Source organism: Stenotrophomonas sp. BR163 (assembly GCF_047520985.2).
In the GTDB taxonomy this organism is placed as follows: Bacteria; Pseudomonadota; Gammaproteobacteria; order Xanthomonadales; family Xanthomonadaceae; genus Stenotrophomonas; species Stenotrophomonas sepilia.
In genome coordinates, this window is record NZ_JAXBRE020000039.1 from 1 (window position 1) to 25,001 (window position 25,001).

At 66.2% G+C, this 25,001-nt stretch carries 21 protein-coding genes; 11 read left to right on the forward strand and 10 right to left on the reverse strand.

The window, feature by feature from the left end; translation table 11 throughout:
- The 3 genes from ACM0PY_RS19605 to ACM0PY_RS19615 form a co-directional block, all read left to right on the forward strand.
- On the forward strand, nt 1-196 hold a 196-nt coding region (locus ACM0PY_RS19605; RefSeq protein ID WP_495493290.1), incomplete at its 5' end, for a hypothetical protein.
- A 766-nt stretch (nt 197-962) separates the two neighbouring features.
- Nucleotides 963-1,424: a GlcNAc-transferase family protein gene (locus tag ACM0PY_RS19610; RefSeq protein WP_180885005.1), complete on the forward strand. Its 462-nt coding sequence runs from the start codon at nt 963-965 to the stop codon at nt 1,422-1,424.
- Between the two features lie 40 nt (nt 1,425-1,464).
- Nucleotides 1,465-2,322: a GlcNAc-transferase family protein gene (locus tag ACM0PY_RS19615; RefSeq protein ID WP_271162520.1), complete on the forward strand. Its 858-nt coding sequence runs from the start codon at nt 1,465-1,467 to the stop codon at nt 2,320-2,322.
- Nucleotides 2,323-2,367: 45 nt separating this feature from the next.
- Here the strand turns inward: ACM0PY_RS19615 and ACM0PY_RS19620 are convergent, their stop codons facing one another.
- From ACM0PY_RS19620 to ACM0PY_RS19635, 4 genes are read right to left on the reverse strand one after another with little or no spacing between them, the layout of a single operon-like run.
- Nucleotides 2,368-3,024, reverse strand: coding sequence for a response regulator (locus ACM0PY_RS19620; protein WP_180885003.1), 657 nt, complete (start codon nt 3,022-3,024; stop codon nt 2,368-2,370).
- Nucleotides 3,025-3,052: 28 nt separating this feature from the next.
- Nucleotides 3,053-4,108 carry an ABC transporter substrate-binding protein gene (locus tag ACM0PY_RS19625; RefSeq protein ID WP_180867625.1) on the reverse strand — a complete coding sequence of 352 codons (1,056 nt, stop codon included), beginning with the start codon at nt 4,106-4,108 and terminating at the stop codon, nt 3,053-3,055.
- Entirely contained in the window at nt 4,105-5,496 is a 1,392-nt protein-coding gene (locus tag ACM0PY_RS19630; protein WP_088497405.1) for a sensor histidine kinase, read from the reverse strand. Before ACM0PY_RS19630 ends, ACM0PY_RS19625 begins: the two co-directional genes overlap by 4 nt.
- Complete coding sequence (locus ACM0PY_RS19635; RefSeq protein ID WP_005419188.1) at nt 5,489-6,178, reverse strand: response regulator transcription factor; 690 nt, start codon at nt 6,176-6,178, stop codon at nt 5,489-5,491. Before ACM0PY_RS19635 ends, ACM0PY_RS19630 begins: the two co-directional genes overlap by 8 nt.
- A 242-nt stretch (nt 6,179-6,420) precedes the next feature.
- On the opposite strand from ACM0PY_RS19635, the gene ACM0PY_RS19640 reads away from it, so the two are divergent.
- The 4 genes from ACM0PY_RS19640 (at nt 6,421) to ACM0PY_RS19655 (ending at nt 12,226) form a co-directional block, all read left to right on the forward strand.
- Nucleotides 6,421-7,560 carry an OprO/OprP family phosphate-selective porin gene (locus ACM0PY_RS19640; RefSeq protein ID WP_180885031.1) on the forward strand — a complete coding sequence of 380 codons (1,140 nt, stop codon included), beginning with the start codon at nt 6,421-6,423 and terminating at the stop codon, nt 7,558-7,560.
- Nucleotides 7,561-7,635: 75 nt separating this feature from the next.
- Nucleotides 7,636-8,964, forward strand: a complete 1,329-nt coding sequence (locus tag ACM0PY_RS19645) for a CitMHS family transporter (RefSeq protein ID WP_005419191.1) — start codon at nt 7,636-7,638, stop codon at nt 8,962-8,964.
- Nucleotides 8,965-8,988: 24 nt separating this feature from the next.
- Complete coding sequence (gene phbB / locus ACM0PY_RS19650; protein WP_005419193.1) at nt 8,989-9,729, forward strand: acetoacetyl-CoA reductase; 741 nt, start codon at nt 8,989-8,991, stop codon at nt 9,727-9,729.
- Between the two features lie 202 nt (nt 9,730-9,931).
- Nucleotides 9,932-12,226: a TonB-dependent receptor gene (locus tag ACM0PY_RS19655; RefSeq protein WP_180885001.1), complete on the forward strand. Its 2,295-nt coding sequence runs from the start codon at nt 9,932-9,934 to the stop codon at nt 12,224-12,226.
- Between the two features lie 437 nt (nt 12,227-12,663).
- Here ACM0PY_RS19655 and ACM0PY_RS19660 read toward each other — a convergent pair whose 3' ends face one another.
- Complete coding sequence (locus ACM0PY_RS19660; protein WP_180884999.1) at nt 12,664-13,917, reverse strand: flavohemoglobin expression-modulating QEGLA motif protein; 1,254 nt, start codon at nt 13,915-13,917, stop codon at nt 12,664-12,666.
- 126 nt (nt 13,918-14,043) lie between these two features.
- Complete coding sequence (gene rsgA, locus ACM0PY_RS19665; RefSeq protein WP_180885029.1) at nt 14,044-15,153, reverse strand: ribosome small subunit-dependent GTPase A; 1,110 nt, start codon at nt 15,151-15,153, stop codon at nt 14,044-14,046.
- Nucleotides 15,154-15,266: 113 nt separating this feature from the next.
- On the opposite strand from rsgA, the gene ACM0PY_RS19670 reads away from it, so the two are divergent.
- From ACM0PY_RS19670 to ACM0PY_RS19680, 3 genes are read left to right on the forward strand one after another with little or no spacing between them, the layout of a single operon-like run.
- Nucleotides 15,267-16,541 carry a pyridoxal phosphate-dependent aminotransferase gene (locus ACM0PY_RS19670; protein WP_061479586.1) on the forward strand — a complete coding sequence of 425 codons (1,275 nt, stop codon included), beginning with the start codon at nt 15,267-15,269 and terminating at the stop codon, nt 16,539-16,541.
- A 3-nt stretch (nt 16,542-16,544) separates the two neighbouring features.
- A complete protein-coding gene (locus ACM0PY_RS19675; protein WP_065196456.1) occupies nt 16,545-17,162 on the forward strand; it encodes an SGNH/GDSL hydrolase family protein in 618 nt (205 codons plus the stop codon).
- A gap of 4 nt (nt 17,163-17,166) precedes the next feature.
- On the forward strand, nt 17,167-17,886 hold the full coding sequence (locus ACM0PY_RS19680; RefSeq protein ID WP_180884997.1) for a class I SAM-dependent methyltransferase: 720 nt from the start codon (nt 17,167-17,169) through the stop codon (nt 17,884-17,886).
- Nucleotides 17,887-18,011: 125 nt separating this feature from the next.
- Here the strand turns inward: ACM0PY_RS19680 and ACM0PY_RS19685 are convergent, their stop codons facing one another.
- Entirely contained in the window at nt 18,012-18,791 is a 780-nt protein-coding gene (locus ACM0PY_RS19685; protein WP_180884995.1) for a polysaccharide deacetylase family protein, read from the reverse strand.
- 59 nt (nt 18,792-18,850) lie between these two features.
- Here ACM0PY_RS19685 and grxD point away from each other — a divergent pair, with 59 nt between their 5' ends.
- Nucleotides 18,851-19,777 (forward strand): Grx4 family monothiol glutaredoxin, encoded by a 927-nt coding sequence (gene grxD / locus ACM0PY_RS19690; RefSeq protein ID WP_134970481.1) that lies wholly within the window; start codon nt 18,851-18,853, stop codon nt 19,775-19,777.
- 121 nt (nt 19,778-19,898) lie between these two features.
- Here the strand turns inward: grxD and ACM0PY_RS19695 are convergent, their stop codons facing one another.
- The 3 genes from ACM0PY_RS19695 to ACM0PY_RS19705 all read right to left on the reverse strand — a co-directional run bounded on the left by ACM0PY_RS19695 (nt 19,899) and on the right by ACM0PY_RS19705 (nt 24,975).
- Nucleotides 19,899-20,438 (reverse strand): DUF924 family protein, encoded by a 540-nt coding sequence (locus ACM0PY_RS19695; protein WP_005419210.1) that lies wholly within the window; start codon nt 20,436-20,438, stop codon nt 19,899-19,901.
- 43 nt (nt 20,439-20,481) lie between these two features.
- Nucleotides 20,482-21,258, reverse strand: coding sequence for an AMP nucleosidase (locus ACM0PY_RS19700; RefSeq protein WP_049415280.1), 777 nt, complete (start codon nt 21,256-21,258; stop codon nt 20,482-20,484).
- Between the two features lie 123 nt (nt 21,259-21,381).
- Nucleotides 21,382-24,975 (reverse strand): autotransporter domain-containing protein, encoded by a 3,594-nt coding sequence (locus ACM0PY_RS19705; protein ID WP_180884993.1) that lies wholly within the window; start codon nt 24,973-24,975, stop codon nt 21,382-21,384.
- Nucleotides 24,976-25,001: the final 26 nt, after the last annotated feature.

The window sequence follows — 25,001 nt, forward strand, 5'->3', positions numbered from 1 at the left end:
CTCGATCACCTGCTTCACCGCCTCTGCCCGGAACTCATCCGTGTACTGCTTGCTGTTGCCCATAAACACCTCGGTCATTGCCATCAATTATGGCAACCGGATGTCTACGAAAGGCTGGCCGGTCCAACTGCTGTGGCGGACGCGTAAGGACAGTGTTCCAGACAACCCGACCACCGGACTGCAATGGTCCTTTTGATTGTCCTATTGATTGACAGCGACCGCCCGAGACCGAGGATTCACCGTGAGCTCCAATCATGCACCCAGCTCCATCATGCAACTCTCATGTCTGATCACCGCAATACTGGTATGTATGTGCTGCACAGGATGTACCGAGCACAGAGCGTCAAATACCAACACCAACCTTGACAGAACCGAAGCAGACGCAAAAATCGATCAAGCGAGATCGAGCAATCTCAACACACAGCCACTGGCTACGCGACCAGAAACAGACAACTCGGCAACGACCTTACATCGCGCAGCATCATCAATCGAGCATCTTCAGTCAGAATCCGCACTCATATTCGAGGGTGGAATCTCAAGCCAAGTGTCCGAGGAGCTCCTACGCTCCGGCAGAAGCACTTCAGACGCGATCGACCGCTTGACCGCGGACGCTGCTTCCAGCACCGAAGCACAGGATCTAGCCAAGCACTATCGATCCTCAATAACCCGCGCAATGGGTGATGACGCTCTACTTGAGCGCCTGTCATGCGGCCTTAGCATCTGCATCGGCATCGCTCAAGCCAGAAGCAATGCAGACCATGAGGCCTGGGGTCAAAGACTTGCATCAGACACATCCTCTCCCACCTACAGCTATGCCGAAACATCTGAGAATCTCGGCGCAGGGTACGAGAACAGATTCATATTCTCCACAGACCCAGCGATGAATTCGATCAGCGGCAATTAATCCTTCAACCAGGCTGAAGCGTTCCAGTGCGTAAGGCCACAAGGAGCTCGCACCCCTGATGAATCTGGAAAGAACCATCTTTGTACAGATACCAAGCTATCGAGACCCTCAGCTGTTACCCACGTTGAAGGACATGATAGAAAATGCGAAGTCGCCATTCCTGCTGCGCATTGTCATCTGCTGGCAACACGGAGCCGAACAGGACATCCAGTCCTTCGAAGCGAACGGATTTGAATTGACCCACACAGCGAGCGAAGAAGGCGCGACAGTCCACTTCTTACGGATACATGGTGCAAACATCGAGTTGATCGACATTGATTACATTCACTCCAAGGGATGCGGCTGGGCCAGAAACCTAGCCCAGCGGCGCTACCAGGGTGAGCACTACAACCTTCAGATCGACTCGCACCACCGCTTTTCAGCTGAATGGGACTTCAAGATGAAGAGCCTACTCGAACTTCTGAGGGTACGCTCACCAAGGCCACTTCTAACAGGATCCCCCCCCCAGCTTCGATCCTGACACCTATCCTTCGGGGAGGCAGGAGTACACCGCTGCGATCATCTTCGACTCGTTCTCACCAACCGGAGTCGTCAGATTTCGATCTGTCCGTCTCCCCGCACCCGTTCATGGTGAGATTGCATTCAAGGCGAAGTTCGTAGCCGGAGGATTCATCTTCTCGGATGGGGCCTTCACACAGGAAGTAATGAGCGATCCTGACCATTTCTTCTGCACGGAAGAAATCGCAACATCCATACGGGCGTTCACGAAGGGATATGATTTCTATCATCCTTATGCGCCCCTGCTGTGGCATCAGTACGACAACCATGCCCGAAAGGTGTGGGACGACCAGTCAGAACCGCCAGCATCCAACTCCACCACCTCCATGACACTCGAAGATCGTTCCAGCGCGGCGCTACGAAAGACACTCGCTCTGGTCGGCCTTCCTACGGGATCTGAGATGGAAAACTTTGGAGTTTATGGACTGGGCTCACAGCGCACACTGCGTCAATACGAGCGACACACCGGGATCAACTTTCGACTCCGAGCAGTTCACAAGCAGTCACTTACTGTGCAAGAACCAGTCCTCTTGTCAGAGCCCTTTGAAGAGAATGAATGGAAGCGGAGTTTCGTCTACTTCCGCTCAATGCGAGTCCACATTTCCTGCACCACTCGCTGCCCTTCATTTCCGGCCTCGGTGCTTGTCTCTTCCTACTCGTCGGATGGCGCGAGGCAGTCAACCCGCGAGTTGTCCAAGTCCGAACTGAAATTTCTTTCAAGAGAAGGTCAAGTCCAGTATATCGACACACTCAGGGCACCGCTGGACCAACTGCCGGTCCGCTATTCGGTACACGTGCGCAGCGACGATGCGCTGACGGACGATCAGCTTTCGATCTTCGTTGAAGAGGTCCTTGTCTGACGACAGCGCCAGAAAGAAGATCTCCGTCTGAACGCCCTGCGTTGATCAGCCGTCCATCCCTGCCCGCGGGTCGCCTTCCGGCTCCAGCGCCTTCACCAGCACCGCGGCCTGTGTGCGGCTATGGCATTCGAGCTTCTTCAGGATCGCAGTGACGTGCACCTTCACCGTGTTCTCGGCCAGACCCAGCTCGTAGGCGATCTGCTTGTTCAGCAGACCATCGGCCAGGCACAGCAGCACGCGGAACTGCTGCGGGGTCAGCTGGGCCAGGCGGCTGGCCAGCAACGCGTCTGCCTCGGAACGTTCGGCGGCCATCGCCGGGAACCACAGGCCGCCGTCGAGCACCGCCTGCACGGCCTCGCCGATGGTCTCGGCCGGGGCCGACTTCGGGATGAAACCGGCCGCGCCGAACTGCTGGGCACGGCGGATCACCCGCGGGTGGTCGTTGGACGAGAGGATCACCACCGGGATGTCCGGATGCGAGCCGCGCACGTGCAGCAGTGCGGAAAAACCGTGTGCGCCGGGCATGGTCAGGTCGAGCAGCACCAGGTCCACGTCCGGTTGTGCATCCAGCACCTCTGCCAATGCCTCGGCGCTGGCCACCTCGCGCACCTGCGCCAGCGGCAGGCTCTGCCGCAAGGACTGCACCACCGCCGAACGCAGCAGCGGGTGGTCATCGGCGATCAGGATGGTGTATTCGCTCATACCGCCATTGTACGGGCAGGTCGCCGCCTCAGCGCCCGGCCGGCTCGACGCTGCTGCGCCAGGCATCGAGGAACTGGCGACGCTTGAGCGCGTCCAGGTACACCAGCAGGCCCGGGCCGAGCTGGATCGGACGGCGGCTGCGGCCGGGCGCATCGTCACCGCGTGCGTTGCCGGTCACGATCGGCATCAGCCGCGCCTCGCGCGACAGCACCTGCTGGCCACGCGGCGACAGCAGGTAATCGAGGAAGCGCCGCGCTTCTTCCGGGTGTGGGCCGGTGCGCGGGATCACCGCGGTACGTAGTACCACCAGCGTGTAGTCCTCGGGCTCGACGATGGCCAGCGGCGCGCCGGCATCGACACGTGCCTGCGCGTAGGAGCCGAGCACGTTGTAGACCAGCGACAGTTGGCCACTGGCCACCTGGTCCAGCAGCACGCCAGTACGCTCCTCGCGCACCACGTCGTTGTCGCCGAGCGCGCCCAGCAGCGCACCGGCAATGCTGCCGCGCTGCGCGTCCTGGGTCGCCAGCAGGTAGCCGACACTGCTGCGCTCGATGTCATAGGTGCCGACCTTGCCGCGCAGCGGTGCACCTTCAGCACGCAGCCGGTCGAGCAGCTGGCGGCGCGTGTGCGGCACCTTCGCTGCCGGCAGTGCGCGGGTGTTGTAGACCATCACCACCGGCTCGTAGCTGATGCCGAATGCCTCGTTGCGCCATTGCGCCCACGCTGGCAGCGCGGCGGTCTGCGCCGAGCGGTGCGGCAGCGCATGGCCATCGTTGACCAACTTGGTCTGCAGGTCCATGCCGCTGGAGATCAGCAGGTCCGGTGATGCCGGCCCGCCACGGTCGTGCAGGTAACGCGCGTAGAGGTCCTGGGTGATGATGTCCTCGTACACCACTTCGGTGCCGGGATGAAGGCGCTGGTAGTCGGCGATGACCACCGCGAACACTTCGATGTCGGTGGTGCCGTGGATGCGCAGCTGCGCGGTGGCCGCGCCCTGTGCGGGAAAACGGCGCACATCGCCGGGCGCGGCCAACACCGGCAGGGCCAGCAGCAGCGCAACAGTCGTGGCGAACAAGCGGATCATGGACTGCTCCGGGGCAGGCGGATGGTGGCGACCAGCCCGCCCTGCGGGCGGTTGCTCAGGTCAATGCGGCCGCCATGGCTGTCGACCACGCGCTTGACGATGGCCAGGCCCAGCCCGGCACCGCCGGATGGCGCGCCTTCGCCACGGGCGAAACGCTCGAATACGCGCTCGGCATCGGCCGGGGCGATGCCTGCGCCGTGGTCGGCGATGGTCAGCACGGCCTGCTCGCCTTCCACGGTAAGGGCAATCTGCAAGTCGCCGTCACCACCGTACTTCAGTGCGTTGTCGACCAGGTTCTTGATCGCCTCGCGCAGCAGCAGCGCATCGCCGTGCACCAGTGCCGGTTCGGCGGTCATCGCCAACTGCACGCGCGGCGCCGGACCAGCCTGCGGCAGCGCTTCATGCAAGGCCTGGTGCACGGTCTCGGCCAGGTCCACCGCTGCAAAGCGCTGCAGATGCGAACGATGGATCACGCTGGCATCGCTGAGCAGCTGGTTCAGCAGCCGGCTCATATGGGTGGCGTTGCGCTCGATCGCCTGCAGGCTGCGCCGCATGTCCTCCGGATCGTCATCATCCAGCGCCAGCTGTGCCTGTGCGCGCAACGCAGCCAGTGGCGTGCGCATCTGGTGCGCAGCCTCGGCCATGAACGCGCGCAGCGTCTCGTTGCTGCTGGACAGGCGTTCCATGAAGCGGTTCAGCGCCGCCACCATCTGATCCATCTCGCGCGGAACGCGGGCATCCAGCGGCTTCAGGTCGGACGGCTCCCGTCGCGACAGCTCGCGCTCCACCCGCACCAGCGGCCGGAATGCGCGATGCACGCCGAACGCCACCAGTGCCAGCAGCAGCCCGGACAGCACGCCGATCGCCAGCAACGCGCGATTGACCATGTCCTGCGCGACCGCTTCACGCGCACGCCGGGTCTGGCCGACCTGGACCTGCACCTCGCCCTGCGCCGAGGCGGCGGCGAAGCTGCGGCTGACCACCACGAAGCGCACGGTCTCGCCGCTGTAGGTGGCATCGAACAGCTGCGGCTGGGTACCGGGCCGGCGCGGCGGTGCCGGCAGGTCGCCGTAGCCGGTGATCAGGGTGCCGCGGCTGTCGGCCACGCGATAGAACACGCGGTCCTCGGGCGCCATCGCCAGCAGGTCCAACGCCGCATACGGCAGATCGACCTGCCACTGGCCATCGACCAGGGCCACCGAATCGGCAATGGACAGCGCCGAGGACACCAGCAGGTGATCGTAGGATCGATTGGCGGCGCGCTGGCCGTAATCGCGCGCGGCGAACAGCAGGGCCACTGCGAACACCGCCAGCAGCACGCCGAGATAGAGCAGCAGCGTGCGCCGCAGCGAACCCGGCGCCGCAGTCGCAGCGCGCGCGTCAGCCATCGGCGTCGGCATGGGTATCGCTGGCCTCCAGCAGATAGCCGACACCGCGCACCGTGGTGATGCGCAGCGGTGCGCCCGCCAGCTTCTTTCTCAGGCGGCCAACATACAACTCGATGGCATTCGGGCCCGCTTCGTCATCGAAACCGAACAGGCCGTTGCCGATCTCATCCTTGCCGACCACTTGGCCGAGGCGCCCGACCAGGATCTCCAGCAGGCGGTACTCGCGGTTGGGCAGTTCGATCGGTTCGCCGTCGAGGCTGACCCGGTGCGCAGCGTTGTCGAACTGGAAGCCGCCGATCTGCACCACTTCGCTGGCCTGGCCACGCGCACGCCGCAGCAGCACGCGGCAGCGTGCTTCGAACTCGCGGAAATCGAATGGCTTGCCCAGGTAATCGTCGGCACCGACATCCAGCGCCTGCACGCGATCCTCGATGCCATCGCGCGCGGTCAGCATCAGCACCGGCGTGCTGTCACCGCGCTCGCGCATGCCGGCCAGCACGCGCAGGCCATCGAGCTTGGGCAGGCCGATGTCCAGCACCACCAGGTCGAAGCTCTGGTAGCGCAGCACGCTGGCGGCAGCCAGGCCATCGGCCTGCCAGTCCACAGCGTGCCCGCTACGGCGCATCCGGCGGATGATCGCATCGGCCAGATCCGGGTTGTCTTCGACCAGCAGCAGGCGCATGGGCACACGGGTGGGAGGGGAACCGAATGCTACCGCATGCCGCCGCCGCGCTTGCCGGGTGTAGCCCAGTGAGCGCAGCGGCCGGATTTACGCTGCACCGCACAAACCGCTGACAGGACGATGACAGCTTGCCCGACCCAGACTGCGGCCGCGCACCGTCCGGTGCCCACGATTGCCGCGCGCCTGGCGCGCACCTGGGAGGGTTTGTGGAATTCACGTTTGCCTGGCGGCGTCCTGCCGCCATGATGGCGCTGGCTGCCCTGTCGGCGCCGGCCTTCGCTGCCGAAGACGACCGCCCGGTCACCGCGACCCTCGGTGGCCGCCTGCACCTGGACTTCGCCACCTTCGACAACGACAACCGCGGCACCCCGAACAAGGACGACACCGAGGTCCGCCGCGCCTGGCTGGACGTGTCGGGCAAGTTCTTCGTGGTCGACTACAAGCTGGAAGCCGACTTCTCCGGCGACCGCGTCGAGGCCAAGGACGTGTACCTGGCGCGCAGCTTCGGCAAGGCCGGCAAGCTGACCGTGGGCCAGTTCAAGCAGTACTTCTCGCTGGATGACCGTACCAGCTCCAACTACGGCAGCTTCCTGGAGCGCGGCAACGCCGGCACCACGCTGGCGCCGCTGTACCGCCTGGGTGCGTCCTGGCAGGCCAACCCGGGTGACTTCACCTGGGCGGCCAGCATCTACAGCCTGGAGAGCATCGACGCCTGGCAGGTGAAGGGCCGCGCGGCGGGTGGTCGCGTCACCTGGGCGCCCTCGCCCAGCGACGGTGACGTGCTGCACCTGGGCCTGTCACTGGCCCGCGAGGCCTACGACAACCCGGGGGCCAACGGCGTGCCCGGCCTGCGTATCCGCCCGCGCCCGGCCGGCCACCTGTCCGACAACAGCCGCCTGACCCTGGTCGACTTCTCCGCCGGCCGCGATACCGACGTCAACAAGTGGTCGCTGGAATACGCGCAGGTGCGCGGCCCGCTGTCGTGGCAGGGCGAGTTCAGTGGCGCCACCTTCGATGACGGCGCCCAGCGCGGCGACGTGATGGCGGCCTACGGCATGCTCAGCTGGTTCGTCACCGGCGAAAGCCGTGCCTACGACCGCAAGACCGGCCGCTTCGCACGGGTCAAGGACATCCGCCACAAGGCTGGGGCCTTCGAAGTGGCGCTGCGTTACGACCAGATGTGGGGCGCGCAGCACCTCGATGGCGCGCCGGACCTGCGCCGTGGCAGCACTGAAGCGTGGACGCTGGGTGGCAACTGGTACCTGCGCGACAACCTGCGCTTCATGCTCAACGTGATCGAAAGCCGCAATCGCGACCGCCTGGCCGGGGTCACGGTGGACCGCACGCGCGCGGTCACCGGCCGCCTGCAGTACGACTTCTAAGCCAGCTGTGCCGGGCAAACCACCCGGCCCCCTTCCACTCCCCCACATCCTGTTTTCGCAAGGAGTCCGCAGATGATGCTGAGCATCCTCGGCTTTGGCATGGTCATTACGTTCATGTACTTGATCATGAGCAAACGCCTGTCGCCGCTCGTCGCCCTGATCACCATCCCCATCCTGTTCGCGCTGATCGGCGGCTTCGGTGCCGGCATCGACGAGATGATGCTGGAGGGCATCAAGAAGATCGCACCCACCGGTGTGATGCTGATGTTCGCCATCCTCTACTTCGGGGTGATGATCGACGCCGGCCTGTTCGATCCGCTGGTACGGGTGATCCTGCGCTTCGTCAAGGGCGACCCGATGAAGATCGTGCTTGGCACTGCGGTGCTGGCGATGCTGATCTCGCTCGATGGCGACGGTTCGACCACCTACATGATCACCGTCTCGGCGATGCTGCCGCTGTACCAGCGCCTCGGCATGAACGCGCTGAACATGACCTGCGTGACCATCCTGGCCGGCGGCGTGATGAACCTGACCCCGTGGGGCGGCCCGACCGCACGCGCGGCCACCGCGCTGCACGTGGACCCGGCCGATGTGTTCGTGCCGCTGATCCCGTCGATGGTGATCGCCTGTGCCGGCGTGCTGCTGCTGGCCTGGTACCTGGGCCTGAAGGAACGCCGTCGCCTTGGCGTGGTGACCCTGCCCAAGGGCGGCAGCTGGATGGACAACAGCGTGTCCGATGACAGCAATCCGCTGCCGACCGTGGAAGACGCCGAAGACATCAAGCGTCCGAAGCTGCTGTGGGTCAACCTGGCCCTGACCGTGGCGCTGATGACCGCGCTGATCATCGGCGTGCTGCCGATGCCGGTGCTGTTCATGGTCGGCTTCGCCATCGCCCTGGTGATCAACTACCCGAACCTGGCCGAGCAGCGCCGCCGCGTGGTCAACCACGCCGGCAACGTGCTGTCGGTGGTGTCGCTGATCTTCGCCGCGGGCATCTTCACCGGCATCCTCAACAACACCGGCATGGTCGAGGCGATGTCACACAGCTTCCTGGCGGTGATTCCGGAATCGTGGGGCCCGTACCTGGCGGTGATCACCGCCGTGGCGTCGATGCCGTTCACCTTCTTCATGTCCAACGACGCGTTCTACTTCGGCGTGCTGCCGATCCTGTCCGAGGCCGCCGGCAACTACGGTATCACCCCGGTGGAGATGGCGCGCGCCTCGCTGGCCGGCCAGCCGGTGCACCTGCTCAGCCCGCTGGTGCCCTCCACCTACCTGCTGGTGGGCCTGGCCAAGGTCGAATTCGCCGACCACCAGAAGTTCACCCTGAAGTGGGCCATCGCCATCTCGATGCTGCTGATGATCGGCAGCCTGCTGTTCGGCCTGTACCCCCTCGCCGCCTGACCCTTTGCCAAGGAGCCTTCTGCAATGACGCTTCGAATCGCTTACGTCACCAGTGGAATGGGCAGTGTTGGCACTGCCATCTGCCAGAGCCTGGCCCGCAGCGGCCACACCGTGGTCGCCGGCTGCGCGCCCAACTCGCCGCGCAAGGCCAACTGGCTGCGCGAGCAGCGCGAACAGGGCTTCGACTTCATCGCCTCCGAAGGCAACGCCACCGACTGGGCCTCGACCAGCGCCGCGTTCGCCAAGGTCCGTGCAGAAGTCGGTGAAGTGGACGTGCTGGTCAACAACTCCGGCGGCAGCCGCGACCTTCTTTTCCGGCAGATGACGGTGGAAGACTGGAACGCGGTGATCGCCTCCAACCTCAATGCGCTGTTCAACCTGACCAAGCAGGTGGTCGATGGCATGGCCACGCGCGGCTGGGGCCGCATCATCAACATCGGTTCGGTCAGCGCCCACAAGGGCCAGATCGGCCAGGTGAACTACGCCACCGCCAAGGCCGCGATGCACGGTTTCAGCCGTGCACTGGCCGCCGAAGTGGCCTCGCGCGGGGTCACCGTCAACACGCTGTCGCCAGGCTACATCGCCAGCCAGGCGATCAGCAGCTTCCCGCCGGATGTACTGGATCGGCTGGCCGCCTCGGTGCCGGTGCGCCGGCTGGGTCGGCCCGAGGAAGTGGCCGGCCTGTGCGCGTGGCTGGCCTCGGATGAAGCCTCGTACGTGACCGGTGCCGACTATCCGGTCAACGGTGGCCTGTACATGGGTTGAGCCCTCCCCCACGGAGTGCGCGGGGCCGGTGAATCTTCGTTCGCGAGGGGGATCCGGCCCCTTTTTCTATCGGGTTGCAGGACACGCACGGGGGCCTGCGTCGTTCGTTGGTTTCTCGTAAAGAAGGTTTCATGTTCCGTTCGCATAGTGGCCATGCACCGCGCACGTGTGCCGGTGACCACCCCCCATGCAACGGACCACCATGCAGACCCGACACCTGACGATCGCCGTGGCGATCGCGCTCTCCGCCGCCAGCGCCCATGCCGCCACCGCCGCCGATACCGGCGCCAGCACCGATGCCGCGCTGAGCGCGCAGACGCTGGATACCGTCTCCGTGATCGGCCAGGGCGAGACCCGCCAGGTGCAGCGCATCACCACCGTCGACAAGCAGGTGCTGCCGCCGGGCACCAGTGGCCAGAAAATCCTCGACCGCCTCCCGGGCGTGTCGGTGCAGTCCAACGATGCCTTCGGTGCCAACGAGGAATCGCAGACCATCAGCCTGCGCGGCTTCGACAAGAGCCGCCTCGGCTATACGCTGGACGGCATCCCGTTGGGTGACAACAGCTACGGCAACTACAACGGCCTGAGCATTGCCCGCGCGATCATTGCCGAGAACCTGGTCGGTGCCGAGCTGTCGCAGGGCATCGGTTCGCTGGGCGTGGCTTCGACCAGCAACCTGGGCGGCACCATCCAGTATTTCTCGATGGACCCGTCCACTGAATTCGGTGGCCGTGCCAGCGTCACCGTCGGCGACAACAACCAGCGCCGTGGCTACCTGCGCGTGGATACCGGCGACCTCAACGGCTTCTCGGCCTATGTGTCCGGCGTGCACCAGGACCAGGACATGTGGGCCGCGCCGTACCAGAACCAGACCACCCGCCAGTTCAACGCCAAGGCCGTGTGGAATGTCGGCGACCACCGTTTCGGTGCGTTCGTGGCGACCTCGCGCGCCAGCCAGGCCAACTACGCCTACCTGTCCAAAGACATGCTGGCCCGCGGCCTGGGCTATGACTGGAACATCTACGCGCCGGACTGGGATCGCGCCGTCGCCGCCGCGTACTGCGCGCCGGGCACCTACAGCAAGGCGCGCTGCAGGTTCAGCGGCGGCGTCAACAGCATCGACGATGCGTACTACCAGAGCCGTGCACTGCGCGACGACAACCTGTATTCGGTCGATGCCGACCTGCGCCTGGGCGAGCAGGGTCGCCTGAAGCTGCTGGCCTACCACCACGACAACCGTGGCCAGGGCCACTGGTGGGCACCAGGCCAGCCGTCCTACCCGGGTACCGACAGGATGCTGCCGATTTCGATCCGCAGCACCAACTACACGATCAACCGCGATGGTGTGACCGCCGCGCTGTCGTGGACGGTGGGCATCCACGAACTGGAGGCGGGCCTGTGGTACGAGCAGAACGACCATAACGTGTCGCGCAACTTCTACTACATCAGCGGCCCGTTCCTGGACGACCTGTACCTGAAGAACCCGGACCGCCTGCTGTTCAACCAGGACTTCGACATCCGCACGCGCCAGTTCTACGTGCAGGACCGCATGCGCTTCCTGGACCAGCGCCTGACTGTGGACGTGGGCATCAAGAGCCCGAACACCCGCATGCGCGCCACCGCCCAGCCGGGCGTGGAAACCAGCATCGCCTCGGGCACGCTGACCGCCAAGAAGTCGGTGCTGCCGCAGGTGGGCCTGGGTTTCAAGCTCAACGCCAACAATGAACTGTTTGCCTCGTACGCCGAGAACATCGCCGCCTTTGTCGGTGGCGGCAGCGGTGGCCCGTTGCAGGTGTCGCCGGAATCGTTCGCGGCCAGCGCCGGGCTGGAACCGGAGAAGTCCAAGAGCCTGGAAGCCGGCTTCCGTACCTTCGGCGAGAAGTACCAGGCGTCGATCGCGGCCTACAACGTGAAATTCGACAACCGCCTGCTGTCGCTGAACCCGTGCTCGAGCATCGAAGTCGGCACGCGTCCGGAGTGCGTAACGCGCTTCATCAACGTCGGTTCGGTGAAGAGCCACGGCGCGGAACTGACCTTCATCCTCAAGCCGATCGACGGCCTGCAGTGGTACAACGCGCTGTCCTGGAACAAGACCACCTACGAGGATGACTACACCTCGGGCGGCGCGATCGTGCCGGTGGCCGGCAAGATCACGGTGGATACGCCGCAGCGCATGGCCTCCAGCGAGATCAGCTGGAACCGCGATGGCTTCTTCGCCAGCCTGCGTGCCAAGTACACCGGCAAGCGCTACTACACCTACACCAACGACCAGTCGGTGCCGGGCGTGACCACCTTCGACGCCGGTGCAGGCTACGACTTCGGCCCGGGCCTGGGCCTGCGCAACGTTCGGGTGTCGTTGAATGCGACCAACCTGACCAACAAGCGCTACGCCGGCCAGCTGAGCTCGTTCGCACCGACCGATCCGAAGGGCACGCGCTATGCGATCCATGCGAGCGCACCGCGGCAGCTGTTCATGACGGTGGCGGCGGAATTCTAAGTCGAAAGCGTTGCGCCGCGGCGCATCGGTACCACAGCGGGGCGAGGCGGGACGGGCCGAGGCAGGACACGCCGCAAGTACGTCCCTGTAGGCTCGGTCGGCGCATCCATGCGCCTCACGGTCCTGCCTCGGCCCGTCCCACCGCACTCGACAATTTCCTGCGCCGGCGCGGAGGCAATGGAAAGCAAGATCAAAAGCAAAGAGCCGGGCAATGCCCGGCGCTTTGCTTTTCAAGCTTTTCAAACGCAATCCCTCTGGTGGATTGCTGGCCGTCTCGCGGAAATTGTCCAGAGCGGGGGGCTTGCGCTGGCCAGGACCGTCCACGGCATGGATGCCGTGGCCGAGCCTACAGGGACGTACTTGCGGCGTGTCCTGGCCAGCGCAAGCCCCCCGCTCTATCCGATATCAATCAAGACGCCACAAACCGCCAACGCATTTCATTCCGGCGCCAGCTGGTCCATCCGTATCCGGTTGGCAAACAGCGAAAACGCCAGCATGCCGGCCAAGCCGTTCGCCCGGCTCACCCAGTGCGGCAGCCAGCGCGGCGGCTTCAACACGCCCGCCTCGAACAGCGGCGCGAACGTGATCGCATCAGTCAGGCTCATCTTGCCGGCGAACAACCAGCGGCAGACCTGCAGGCGGTCCTCGGCCAGCATGTGGCGGAAGAAGGTGTGCACCGACACCAGGCCGCGCAGGTACACCGTGTCCTTGGTGAAGGCCAGGCCGCCACTCGGCGGTACGCCGCGGAACACGCGCTGCGCCGAGGCGAAACTCTCTTCCGCGTTCTGTCCCGCGTCGCAGAAGTAGCGGAACACCTCGATGAAGTCGGCGCCTTCGCGTGCCATGGCAATCGCTTCGGTACGCAGGCTGATGCGCTTGAGGCGCTCGATGTCGATGCTGCCGGTGATCTGCTCGGCAAACGTCGCCAGCCCTTCCTGGGTGGCCGTCACCCGCGGCGACGACAACGCCAGGCTGGGCAACACCGGTTGTTCGCGGCCGTTCAATGCGGTCAGCGAATGCACCAGCGCTTCGTGGTGGAACAGCTGCGCGCGGTCGTAGGCGCTGAAGCGGGCACTGGTGCGCAGTCGAATACGGGTCGGGCCGGCAGCCGCCTTGGACACCAGCTCCGGATCCAGCTGTACCTGGATGATGCGCGATTCGAAGAACGCATCCAGGTCGTTCTGCAACTGCAGTTGCAGGGCGATGGCCGAGACCGGTACCTGCTCTTCTGGTGCCAGCAGTTCGTGGTCCAGTTCGGCGGCAATCTGGATGAAGTGGCGTGCCGCGTCGCGCGTGCTCGGGCCATTGCCCGGCAGCGGCTGCTCGGGCGCGCCGAACAGCTGCACCGAACAGGTATCGACGGCGGCAGTGCCCAGCCCTTCCAGCAGCTGCGCGGCCAAGTCCCAGCTCTGCGCCGACTGCTGCACATAGTGGCCCAGCGGGTGGCTGTCATCGCAGTCGGCAGCGATCGCGGCCAGGGCGCGGCGCTCTTCGCTGAAGTCCAGCCGAGGGTAATCCACCTTCGGCAGCACCGGCTGGCCGCGCGCCACGCTGTCCAGGAACGGTACCTGCACCGTGGCCGGCCAGCTGGTCAGCCCCAGCAGGCGGATGCCTCCCACGGCCTCGACCAGGCGCGCATCGAGCGCTGCATGGTGGGCCACCTCACGGTCCAGCGTCGCGGTCGGTTCCATGCGCGGACTATAGCGCCCTGCCGTGCCCGGCGCAGTGCGCCGCCGCCCGAGCATTGGCTCGGGCGCTACAGGAAATGATTCCACCGCGGACCAGGTGTAGAGCCGAGCCCATGCTCGGCTACCTTGTTACCGCCGGCGCGGCTTGGCGGCCGGGCGGAACTGCTGGCCTTTGCCCTTCTTGCCGCCACGTTCCTGCGCGGTCTCGGCCTGGCGCACCGCCAGCTTGGCGGCAGCGGCAGCCACTTCTTCCTTCAGCTTGAAGTAGTTCAGCAGCCGGCTCTCTTCGATCTCGCCAGCGTCGATCGCTGCACGAACAGCGCAGCCCGGTTCCTGCTGGTGCTTGCAGTCGTTGAAACGGCACTGCGTGGCCAGCGCTTCGATATCGGCGAAGCCACCTTCGGACAGCGTTTCTTCGCCGGTCGGTTTCAGCTCGCGCATGCCGGGGGTGTCGATCAGGCAGGCGCCAGTCGGAAGCGGCATCAACGCGCGATGGGTGGTGGTGTGGCGGCCGCGCGAATCGTTGGCGCGCACCGCGTTGGTCTTCATCCGCTGCTCGCCGAGCAGGGTGTTGGTCAGCGTGGATTTGCCGGCACCGGAGGAGCCCACCAGCACCACCGTGCGCCCCGGGCCCAGCCACGGCCGCAGCACCGCCACGCTGTCGGCATCCAGGCCGTTGATCGCATGCAGCGCGATGCCCTGCATCTCCAGCTCTTCCAGCACTGCCAGCGCATCCTCGCTGTACTCGGTCTGGTCGGCCTTGGTCAGCACCACCACCGGTTCGGCGCCGCCACCACCGACCAGCAGCAGGTAGCGCTCGATGCGGCGCGGATTGAAGTCGGCATCCAGCCCACAGACGATGAACACCGTATCGATGTTCGCTGCGATCACCTGCTGGTGGTAGTGCTCACCGGCGGCGCCACGCTTGATCGCGGTGCGACGCGGCAGCAGCGCGACGATGCGGACGCCGTCCAGCAGCACCCAGTCGCCCACGGCCGGCCGCTCGTGGCTGGGAAAGCGCGGGCGCTGCCATTCCGGCAGTGACTCGGCCTTGATCGCCGCATCCGGGCCATCGGCCACCACGTAATGGGTCCGGTGCTGCTCGATCACCCGCGCCGGGCGGGCCTGCGGGTGTGCGGCCATCACGGCCTGCCAGTCGGCCTGCTGCGCTGGGCCCGGCCAGGGCCAGCCGATGGTCTGCAGGGCGATGAAATCGGGGGTCTGGGTCATCGCCGCCATTCTACCTGTGACGGCCCCTGGCCAGCCCAGCAATCGCAGGCCCGGAGCCATTGCCATGCACTGCAGCAATTCCGGTAGGATGGAATCCCCATGCCTTTTGACGGCCCAGCCTCATGTCCACCATCTCGCCCAAGCCCCTGGCCATCCGCGAGCGCCTTTCCGAAGTGCGCTACGAAATCCGCGGAGAACTGGCCCGGCGAGCGCGGGAGCTGGAGGCGCAGGGCCGCAAGCTGATCAAGCTCAACATCGGCAACCCGGGCAACTTCGGTTTCCGCGCACCCGAGCACCTGCAGCGCGCGATCGCCGACGACATGGGCCGCACCGACCCGTACACCCACCAGCAGGGCCTGCCGGTGGCGCGTGAAGCCATCGCCGATTACTACGCCCGCCGCGGCGCACCGGATGCACACCCGGACCGCGTGTTCGTCGGCAACGGTGTCAGCGAGCTGATAGACCTGTCGCTGCGCGCACTGCTCAATCCGGGCGATGAGGTGCTGGTGCCGTCGCCGGACTACCCGCTGTGGTCGGCCTCCACCATCCTCAACGATGGCCGACCGGTGTACTACCGCTGCGCCGCCGAAAACGGCTTCCAGCCGGACCCGAGCGAGATCGAGACGCTGGTGTCCTCGCGCACCCGCGCCATCGTGCTGATCAACCCGAACAACCCCAGCGGCGCCAGCTACCCGCGTGAACTGCTGGAGCGCGTGGTCGAGATCGCGCGCCGCCACAACCTGCTGTTGCTGGTCGATGAGATCTACGACCAGATCCTGTACGACGATGCGGTGTTCCAGCCGGTCGCGCCGCTGGCCGGCGACCATCCGTGCCTGACCTTCAGCGGCCTGAGCAAGGTGCACCGTGCCTGCGGCTGGCGCGTGGGCTGGGCCCATCTCAGCGGCGACGACGCGCGCCTGGGCGACTTCCGCGCCGCGCTGGACCTGCTGGGCGCGCTGCGCCTGTGCGCCAACGTACCGGGCCAGTACGCCATCGAGGCCGCAGTGAATGGCCCGGACACCATCTCCGAACTGTGCACCCCGGGTGGCCGCCTGTATGAAACCCGCCGTGCGGTGATCGACGCCTGCGAAGCCAGCGAGCACCTGTCGCTGGTCGCGCCGGCCGGCGCGCTGTATGCGTTCCCGGCCGTGGTCGGTGCCGCTGCCAAGGGCTTTGACGACCACACCTTCGCGCTGGACCTGATGAACAACGAAGGCGTGCTGGTGGTACCGGGTTCCAGCTTCAACGTGCCCTACCGCCATCATTTCCGCGTGACCCTGTTGCCGGAAGCCTCGGTGATGCGCGATGTGTTCGCCCGCATCGACCGCGTGCTGGCCCGGCGTGCCGAGGACGCGACCAAGGTCGTGCCGCTGAAGCCGCGCCGTTCGGTGGCCTGAGCGGTGGCGCTGTCCTACCTGGCGCTGGGCGACTCGTACACCGTCGGAGAAGCCGTTGCTGTCGAAGGCCGCTGGCCGCACCAGCTGGCCGCCGCCCTGCGTGCGCAGGATGTGGCGCTGGCCGACCCGCAGACCATTGCCACCACCGGCTGGACCACCGATGAGCTGGACGCCGGCATCGATGCGGCTGCACCCCAGGGCCCGTTCGATTTCGTCAGCCTGCTGATCGGCGTCAACAACCAGTACCGCGGCCGGCCGCTGGACGAGTACCGCGTACAGTTCCAGGCCCTGCTGCAGCGGGCGATCGGCTTTGCCGGTGGCCGCCCCGGGCGCGTGCTGGTGCTGTCCTTCCCCGACTGGGGCGCGACGCCGTTCGGTGCCGGCAGCGGCCGCGACCTGGCCACCATCGAGATCGAGACCGACGAGTTCAACGCAGCTGCCGAGGTGATCAGCACCCAGCAGGGCGTGGCCTTCGTCGACATCACCGACATCAGCCGTGACCAGGGCGGCAACCCGGCAATGATCGCCGAAGACGGCCTGCACCCGTCGGCGCGGATGTACGCATTGTGGAGCGCGCGCGCGCTGCCGGTCGCCGCACGCCTGCTCGGCGGAACGGACTGACACGATGGATGGTAAGCCACGGAACGGCCCGCCCCTGCCCTGCACACCGCTGACCGCCCCGCAGGCCCGCGCGATCGCCGAAGCGTTCCGCCCGGCACGGGCCTGGGGCAGCCGTCGCGACTACTACTACACCCGCGGCAAGCTCGGCAGCGACCCGCTGTATGACGGCGTGCTGCAGCATCTGCGCGACGACGGGCAGCCGGTGCTGGACCTGGGCTGCGGGTTGGGGCTGTTCGCCCATGTGCTGCGCCAGCGCGGCGGCACCCACCCCTACCTCGGCGTGGACGTGGATGCCGGCAAGATCACCCGTGCCCAGCGTGCCGCCACCGGCCTGCACGCTGTGCGCTTCGACTGCCTGGACGTGCAGGCGCCACTGCCGGCGCAGCCCGGACACGTCCTGTTGCTGGATGTGTTGCAGTACCTGGACGCGGGCCCACAACTGGCACTGCTGCGTGCGGCCAGCGCGCGGGTGGCCGCCGGTGGCCGCCTGCTGCTGCGCACGCCACTGGCCACCGGCGATGGTCGCGACCGCACCACGCGGGTGGCGGACCGGTTGGCCTGGCTGGTCGGCTGGATGGGCACGCGGCCGCGCCACTACCCCGACCCGCACGTGCTGCAAGCGACACTGGCCGAGGCCGGATTGCAGGTGACGGCGCCGCGTCCCCTGCATGGGCGCACGCCATTCAACAGCTGGTTGCTGGTGGCCGAACGCCCCGCGCTGTAGAGCTGCGCTGCGACGTTTTTCCGGTGCTGCGCACCGCCGCCCGAGCATCGGCTCGGGCGCTACAGTAGCGCCCCCCTTGTAGAGCCGAGCCCATGCCCGGCTGCTCTACATCACCAGGGCCGGCGTTACGGGACCGGCAGCCGCGCTTTCAGCCCGCGCTCGTCCAGTGCCTGCAGCACGCCCTCGATGATCGCCAGGTTGTGACCGTGGGCGGCCCCCTCATGCAGCAGCACGATGCCCCCCGGTCGCAGATCCGGCAGCAGGCGGTCGAGCACCCCCTGCGCCGTGCAACCGATGCCGTCGAAGCCGCGCGCGCTCCAGCCGACCCGGACCAGGCCCAGCCGCTGCAGCACCGGCGCCACGAACGGATTGGTCATGCCCACCACCGAGCGGTACCAGCGCACCGGGCGACCGCTTACCGCCTGCAGCGCGTGCTGGCAGCCCTCGATCTCGGCGCGCATCGCCGCCGGGCCCAGCCGCCAGAAGCGCGCCTGCGGATGGCTGTGGCTGTGGTTGCCCAGGTCGTGGCCGCGGCGCAGGATCTCCTGCACCAGTTCCGGCTGCGCCAGCGCGCGCTCGCCCACCAGGAAAAAGGTGGCATGGGCCTGGTGGCGGTCCAGCAGGTCGAGGACGGCACGGGTTTCCGGGCCAGGACCGTCATCAATGGTCAACCAGACGCTGTTGCCGGCATCCGGCAACCGGCTCAGCACCGGCGCATAGAAGCGACTGTTGGGCAGGAACACCGGCACCAAGAACAGTGCGTGGCTGGCCACCATCAGCGGCACCCCCCAGTGCCAGCCCGCCAGGGCCCAGACCAGGATCACCAGCAGCTGCGACGCCACCAGCCAGGGCAGCCAGCGCCAGGGCCGGGTCGGAATGCGATGCAATGTTCCTGCGTTGCTCATCCCCCATGATGCCATGAGGGGTAGAATCGATGGTTCGAATTCCCGGAACCCCGACGTCCATGTCCCTCGATCCCGCCCTGCGTTCGCGCATCGAATCCATCCTCAACGCCAACCGCGTCGTGCTGTTCATGAAGGGCCAGCCGTCGATGCCGCAGTGCGGTTTCTCGGCCAAGGCCGTGGGCGCCCTGCAGGACCTGGGCGTCGAGTTCGCCCACGTCAACGTGCTGGCCGACCAGGAAATCCGTGAAGGCATCAAGGCCTATGGCGACTGGCCGACCATCCCGCAGCTGTACATCGACGGCGAACTGGTCGGCGGCAGCGACATCGTGCTGCAGATGGCCGCCAGCGGCGAGCTGAGCAGCGTGCTGGGGCTGGCTGCGCCGGACCGTACCCCACCGAGCATCACCGTCACCCCGGCCGCCGTGGAAATGCTCAAGGGCGCGCTGGCCGACGCCCCGGGCGCCGCCCTGCAGCTGACCATCGACGCCGGCTTCCAGCCGAACTTCCAGCTGGCCCCGCACGACGAAGGCGCCATCGCTGCCGAGTCCAATGGCCTGCGCGTGCAGTTCGACCTGGCCAGCGCCCGTCGCGCCAACGGCATCACCATCGACTGGGTGGACGACATCCGCGGCAAGGGCCTGGCCATCGACAATCCGAATGCGCCCAAGCCGGTGCAGGAAATCAGCGTGCGCGATGCCGACGACCTGGTGCGTGCCGGCAACATCACCCTGGTGGACGTGCGCCCGGCCGACGAACGTGAAATCGCCGCTGTGGGCGTACCGTTCAAGACCTTCGACGGCAACGGCCGCGCCGCGCTGGAAGCCCTGCCGAAGGACACCGCACTGGCCTTCATGTGCCACCACGGTGGCCGCAGCGCGCAGGCTGCCGAGCAGTTCCGCGCCCTGGGCTTCACCAAGGTGTTCAACGTGACCGGCGGCATCAACGCCTGGTCGGAAGACGTCGACAACGGCGTGCCGAAGTACTGATTGACGGCGCGGGGTCAGCGCCCTTTCCTGCGGGAAGCGGATCTGGCCCCCGAAAAAAAAGGGGACGGAGGGGATTAAGTCGTTTATGCCACAAACGACTTAATCCCCTCCGTCCCCTTTTTCAGCCGGCGAATCCGCCTTCGGCCAGGTAGTCCAGTTCCTCCGGCGAGGGAATGCGCCCCAGCACGGCGTTGCGGTGCGGGAAACGGCCGAAGCGGCGGATGATGTCGCGGTGCAGCTCGGCGTACTGCAGGTATTCCTTGTCGCCCAGCACATCGAACATCGCCACCGAACGGTCTTGGTCCAACGGGTCCTCGGAGTGCTCGAACGGCAGGTAGATGAAGGCGCGCAGCTTCGGCACCAGCTGCAGGTCCAGGCCTTCCTCGATGGCGCGCATGGCGTAGTGCCGGGCCAGGCCATCGGTGGCATAGGAATGGGCAGTACCGCGGAAGCAGTTGCGCGGGAACTGGTCCAGCAGCAGCATCAGCGCCAGTGCGCCCTCGGCACTGCCCAGCCAGTGTTCACGCCCACGCGAAGCGGCGGCGAAATGCTCATCCAGGAACAACTGGCGGAACTGCGCGTCGAACGCATCGTCGCGGGCGAACCACTTCGCAGGGCCCGCTTCTTTCCAGAAATCCACCACTTGCGCGGCAACGTCCATCACCTACTCCCCAGGGCCGGCGCGCCGCGCCAGGCCATCATCATCATTCATCGAAGCGCAGGTGGCGGACCGACTTGCCGTTGCGCCGGATAAGCTTAAGCGCCTCGATACCGATCTGGATATGGTTTTCCACGAACTGGGAGCTGACCTTGGCATCGGAAGCCTCGGTCTTGACCCCGTCGGGGATCATCGGCTGGTCCGAGACCAGCAGCAGCGCGCCACTGGGAATGTGGTTGGCGAAACCGGCCGCGAACACCGTGGCGGTTTCCATGTCGATGGCCATGCAGCGCATCGCCCGCAGCCGCTCCTTGAAGGCCTCGTCGTGCTCCCAGACCCGGCGGTTGGTGGTGTAGACGGTGCCGGTCCAGTAGTCGTGGCCGAGGTCGCGGATCATGGTCGAGACTGCACGCTGCAGCGCAAACGCCGGCAAGGCTGGCACTTCCGGCGGCAGGTAGTCGCCCGACGTACCTTCGCCGCGGATCGCCGCGATCGGCAGCACCAGGTCACCCAGCTGGTTCTTGCGCTTGAGGCCACCGCACTTGCCCAGGAACAGTACCGCCTTGGGCATCACTGCCGACAGCAGGTCCATGATGATTGCGGCATTGGGGCTGCCCATGCCGAAGTTGATCATGGTGATGCCGTCGATGGTGGCACTGGCCATCGGCCGGTCCAGGCCGATGATGGGCGCACCGGTCAGCTCGGAAAAGGTGTGCAGGTAGCCGCCGAAGTTGGTCAGCAGGATGTGCTGGCCGAACTGGTCCAGCGGCACGCCGGTGTAGCGCGGCAGCCAGTTGTCGACGATTTCCTGCTTGCTCTTCATGGGCGGTCCGGTACGGCGTGGGGCCGCCATTGTAGGCGTGCACGGGCCAACCCACACCTGGGCCGGCAACGAAGAAGGGCGGCCCTGCGGCCGCCCTCCTGGTTCCCTGCGGTCACCGGCGGCTTAGAAGCGCACCGACCAGCGCAGGTTGGCACTGTGGTCACGGCTTTCGTCGCCATACTGGCCGCTATAGCCCAGCTCCAGCTGCTGGCGTGCGGTCAACCATGCCGACAGCCCCAGTTCGGCCACCACCGTCCTGTCAGCCATCGGGGCACCGCTGACCACGAAGCTGTCGCTGCCGGTGGCAAAGGCGAAGCGGGCCGCCGGGTCGCGGTCACCGCTGGCATGACGGTACCCGACGCCACCGCGCAGGTGCAGCCAGCTGTCCTGCTGGAACGAAGCCTTCAGGCCCTTGTCAAAACGCAGGCCGGCCGTGGCCACGGTGGTACGCAGATCGTCCACCTCACCCTGCAGTGCAGCCGCACCGCCGCGTTCGTTGACGCGCTTCATGTCCACTTCCACACGTGCGAGCTGCAGGTAAGGTTCCAGCCCCGCCTCGCGGCCGCCGAAGCGATAGCTTGCCTCGACGAACGCCTGGCGGGTGCGGCCGTCATAGCGTGCCGCCAGCGTATCGCTGTAACCGGAGAAGGCCAGCTCACGGGTGCTCTTCACCTCATGCTCGCTCCAGGCCAGGCCACCCCGCAGGCCGAAGGCGCCCCAGTCGTGACTGGCATAGGCCCCCAGGTGCGTATTGTCGACCTTGGCACGCGCACGGCGTCCTTCCTGCTGCTTGGCATCGGTACGGCCGGTACCGACCAGCATGCCCACCTGCCAGCCGTTGATCTCGCGGTCCACGCCTGCCAGCAGGCCGCTGCTGTTGGCTTCGGTGCGTGCGGTGTTGCCATTGCCGTCCAGCGTGGTGCTGCCACCGATGGCCTGTACCCAGACCCCCGTGGCGGCGTCGCCGTCTGCTCCCGGCGCGCGTACACCGACGCGGCGCGACAGTGCGGCATCACGCACGTAGCGGCTGCCCTCGACCAGGGCCATCGCGGTGGCCGCATGCAGCTCGCCGCTGAGGCCGTCCAGTGCAGCGCCTACCTGTTGAGGGAACAGCAGGGTCAGTGGGCGCGGCAGGCCCTGGTTGACCGCCAGCCGGTCGGCCACAGTGGCCACCGCGCGCTGGTTGTCGGTACTGGCGGCACTGGCAAGCGGATTGCCACGGGTGACTTCAATGCGCGCGCCACCGGTGCCATAGGACAGCCCGAATTTCAGGAACGGCGAGAACGCACTGAAGTCGGTGGTGGCGAACTGGCCACGGATTCCGCCGTCGGCACGGATGAAGTTGAACTGCTCACCCAGGTAATAGGTGCCCGCTTCCGGCAGGGCGATCAGGGTGCCGGCCAGGGTGGCGGTACCGGTGACGCGCAACTGGTCACTGTGCCCGCCCGGGGCCAGCTCGGCCTGGTACACACCGGTGGCGGTCTGCACGTAGTCGCCGTTGATGGTCAGCGTGCCGATCGAGTTGCCCGGTGCAACGATACCGGCCACGGTGGTATCGCCCAGCTGGCCGATGCCCTTCAGTGTGCCGTTCGGGCCAACGAGGGTGTGACCACCGGTCTGCGTGCCGTTGAACGACAGCACGCCACCGTTGACGGTCAGGTCGGAGCCTGCGAGTACCCCGACTGCATTCACACGGCTGTTGCCCAGGCTGGTCAACGCGCTGTTTTCCAGCCTTCCGTTCAATTCGAACGTCCCCTGCGCGGCCACCGAGGTGTGGGCGCCGCGCTGCACGCCGTCGAAGATGACCACGCCACCGTTGACGTTCAGGTCGGAGCCATCCAGCACACCGCGTGCGTTGATATGGCTGGCGCCCCCCTGACTGTTCAACGCAGTGTTCTTCAACGTGCCATTGAGCAGGAAGCTGCCGCCGGCCACGTCCACCGCTCCGGTGAGCGTATTGACGCCATCCAGTTCCAGCACGCCCTCGCGCACCAGCGCACCGTTGAAGCTGTTGTCGCCGCTCAAGCGCAGCCAGCCGATGCCGCTCTTGGTCAGCTTGCCGGGGCCGCCGATGTCGTTGGTCCAGTTGTCCCAGGCATCGCCTTCCCACACTTTCAGGCCACCGGCACGCTGGTTCATCACCACGTCGGTGTCCACGCGCAGCGAACCGTAACCCTCGATGGCCTTGGCCAGGTTCAACAGGCCCCAACCGTAGATGTCGTCGATGCCGGGCGCGCCCAGATCGGTGGTCGTGGTCAGCAGCACATCGCGCACCTGAGCGCTGTCCAGATAGGGGAAGCGTTCAAACAGCAGGCCCAGCGCGCCGGTGACGTGGGGCGCGGCCATGGAGGTTCCACTCAGCAGCGCATAGCCATAGGTAGGCACGCGCTGCTGGATGTCCAGGCTGACGTTGCCGTTGGCGTCGATGCCGACGCTGCCGGCCAGGCTGGAATCATCACCATAGGCGGTCGATACGATGTCCGAACCCGGTGCGGCAAGGCACCAGTTGGCACTCAGGCCGCACTTGTTGGAACGATTGCTCAGGGTCAGATTGGTACCGACGTTGACCACGCTCAACCAGTACGGCTCGATGTCGGCGAATGCGCGCGGCAGCGTGGCGTAGAGGCCGGCGATGGGGCTCTGCGCAGGCGTCGGAATGACCGAACTGGTATTGCCGGCCGCCCACACCTGGATCATCCCGCGCGCACGCGATCCGTCGGCAAAGGTGTTCAGGTACTGGCGGTCGTCCGGGTCGTTGTAGATCGCGTCCATGTCCGTCGCTGTCGTCGGTTCCGTGACCAGGCCCCAGCTATGGTTGATGGCACGCACGCCCTGCGCGTTCATCTGGGCATACAGGTCCTGGAAGGCGCTGACTTTCGGGCCGATCGCGCCCAGTGTCACGACCGAGTAGCCAGTCGCCGTGCGCTGCCACTCGCGGATGCTGTCGGAGAACAGCCGGCCAACGGTCAGGTCCGAACCGAAGGACACACCGTGCATGCCGCTTCCGTCCCGGTTCGCCGCGATGGTGCCAGCAACGTGCGTGCCATGGATCTCGAACTGCATCCCCGGCTGCACATAGGGGCCCGACTCGATGATCCTGCGGATGTTGTCGGGCACGTTGGCGTTGTACCCGACATAGCTGATCTGGACGTCATCGCCATCACTGGCGAAGCAGGCCGCCGGCCCACGCACTGCGGTGGTGTTGGTGCAGCGCGTGCCGTCAGCCATCAGATCGGCGATGCGGATGCTGCGGTTGTCCTTGCCGGCGAATTCCGGATGGTCCAGACCCGTGCCACTGTCGAACACGCCCAGGCGGATGCCCGCACCGGTCAGCCCGCGCGCATAGGCCACGTCGGCATTGATCGCAGCCAGGCCCCAGTCGAGTTCGAATTCACTGGTACGCCAGCTCGCAGCGTCGCCGGGCTTGCCCATGACCGGCTCCGCGGAAGCACCGGCGCTGGGAGCCAGCGCCGCCACCGGAATCGCTACCGAGGGAGCGATCATCGCGGGAGCGGAGTCGCTCATCCCGCTGTGCGCGGCGAACGCCAACTGCAGGCTGCGCTGCAGCTGGTAACGGGCCAGGGCGTCGTCACTGTCCTGGGCCAGTACCGGCAGTGCGGTGGCCACCAGCAACGAACCGACAATGGCCGACGCCAGCGGCGAGGGGAGGAAGGAACGGCGCGAAACGGTCGAACGGCGGAGCTTTGCAGCAGTCATCGGTTGCGTCCTTGATTCCATGAAAG